At 73.6% G+C, this 2,047-nt stretch carries 2 protein-coding genes; one reads left to right on the top strand and one right to left on the bottom strand.

The window, feature by feature from the left end:
- Positions 1–62 precede the first annotated feature (62 nt).
- Positions 63–353: a DUF6504 family protein gene (locus DQW06_RS03185; RefSeq protein ID WP_013154448.1), complete on the bottom strand. Its 291-nt coding sequence runs from the start codon at positions 351–353 to the stop codon at positions 63–65.
- A 303-nt stretch (positions 354–656) separates the two neighbouring features.
- Between DQW06_RS03185 and DQW06_RS03180 the strand changes: the two genes are divergently transcribed.
- On the top strand, positions 657–2,047 hold a 1,391-nt coding region (locus tag DQW06_RS03180), incomplete at its 3' end, for a serine/threonine-protein kinase (protein WP_157983331.1).

Below are 2,047 nucleotides of genomic sequence, written 5' to 3'. Positions count from 1 at the left end.
GCGTCAGCCGGGGCCCGGTGGGGGCACGGCGAGCCGGCCCGGGGGCCGCCCCCGAGCGCGCCCTACCCCCACACGCGGGAGAGCAGCCACCTTCCGGTGGCCGTGTCGTGGCGCAGTTCGTACACCCCCTGGGACTGGGCCGTGCCCGCCTCCACCCGCCAGTGCCTGCGCTCGGGCGCCTGGGACTCACGCGCCGGTGTCCAGTCCATGCGCAGCGTGACCCAGTGTTCGAGGATCCTGCGCACTCCGTACACCCTGCCGTTCCACACGAACCGGGCCGGGCGCCCCTCGTCCTCGACGACGGTCACCTCCGCCCCGTAGTACCGTCCCACGACACTTCCCCTCAGCATCATCCGCCTCCTGTCAGTCCCGGCACACGCCACCGGGACACCCATCCGTGGGGAAGACGCGGCCAGGTGTTCGAACGTGTGTTCTAATCCTAGCGAAAACCGGTGCCTCCGGGGAACCGTTTCGGCGCGAGGGGCATCCCCACGACTGACACGGCGCGTCCGCGCGCCGCTTTCGAACACCCCGCCCCCGGATCCGGGCCCCGCGTCCGTGGAAGCCGAGGGGGCTGTCAGTCCAGAACGCACCAGCGTGACGGCATCGGTACGCTGTGAGCGCGAACTCCACGATTCATATGAGGACCCCCAACTGTGACGTCGAACGGGCACCAGAGCGGCAAACCCCTGCGCGCGGGGGACCCGCGCGAACTCGACGGTTACCGCATCGTGAGCCGTCTCGGCCGGGGCGGTATGGGCACCGTCTACCTCGCCAGGGACGCCTCCGACCGACCCGTCGCAGTCAAACTCATCCACCCCGACCTGGCTGACGACGAGTCCTTCCGGCTGCGCTTCGCCCGCGAGGTCGAGTCCGCGCGCCGTGTGGCCCGCTTCTCCACCGCGGGGGTGATCGACGCCCGCCTGGAGGGCGATCCCCTCTTCATCGTCTCCGAGTACGTGCCGGGCCCGAACCTGGACGAGGCGGTCCGCGCGGACGGCTCGATGACGGGCGGCACCCTGGAGGGCCTGGCCATGGGCGTGGCCGCGGCGCTCACCGCCATCCACGGCTCCGGCGTGGTCCACCGCGACCTCAAACCCGCGAACGTACTGCTCTCCCCGGTCGGCCCGAAGGTCATCGACTTCGGCATAGCCCGCGCCCTGGACGAGGCGGCGGACGCGGTCACCCGCTCCAGCCAGCTCATGGGCACCCCCTCGTACATGGCCCCGGAGCTGATCCTGGGCGAGCGGGCCACCGCGGCCGCCGACATCTTCGCGTGGGGCTGCCTGGTGGCCTTCGCCGGTACCGGCACCGCCCCCTTCGACGCCGCCACGGTGCCCGCCGTCCTGCACAACATCTCCTCGGCGCCGCCGCGCCTGGACGGCCTGGACCCGGATTTGTACGACCTGGTCAACGCGGCGCTGGACAAGAACCCGGCCAACCGGCCCACCTCCAAGCAGCTCCTGGCCAGGCTGACCGGCCAGGAGGACCCGCAGGAGGCCGAGGTGGAGCGCACGATCAGCACCTCGTGGGCCCCGCCGAGCAGTTCCCCGGTCCCGGGGCAGCCGCCCCAGGACACCGGGGTGCGGGAGAGCGGGCCCGCGGCGCACCAGACGCCGAGCGGACCGCAGCAGGTGGACGCGCGGCACCCGGACAGCGGACCGCAGCAGGGCGCCGCGCTCCCGGACGGCGGCCAGCCCCTCCACACGCAGGCCGCGCGGCACAACCCGTACGTGCCGCCCGCCCACGTCCAGCACCCGGTACAGCCGCCCCACGTGGTCCAGCAGCCCGGCGTGGAGCAGCACCACGGCAACCCGGGTCCGCAGCCCCCGGGACCCCAGCCGGGCACGGGGCACGGCGGGTACCCGCCCCAGGGCCAGCCTCCGGTCCACGGCCAGCAGGTTCCCGGCCACTACGCCAACTCCGGCGGTCAGGCCCCCTGGACGCACCAGGCGCACGGCGGTTACGCGTCCTCGCCCCAGGGCCGGCCCGCCTTCAACGCCTACTCCGGTCCCGGCGGCCCGGGAAACCCCGGCGGACCCGGCGG

This window comes from Nocardiopsis sp. TNDT3, assembly GCF_003427465.1.
Lineage (GTDB): Bacteria > Actinomycetota > Actinomycetes > Streptosporangiales > Streptosporangiaceae > Nocardiopsis > Nocardiopsis dassonvillei.
This window is presented reverse-complemented; position numbering and strand designations above follow the sequence as displayed.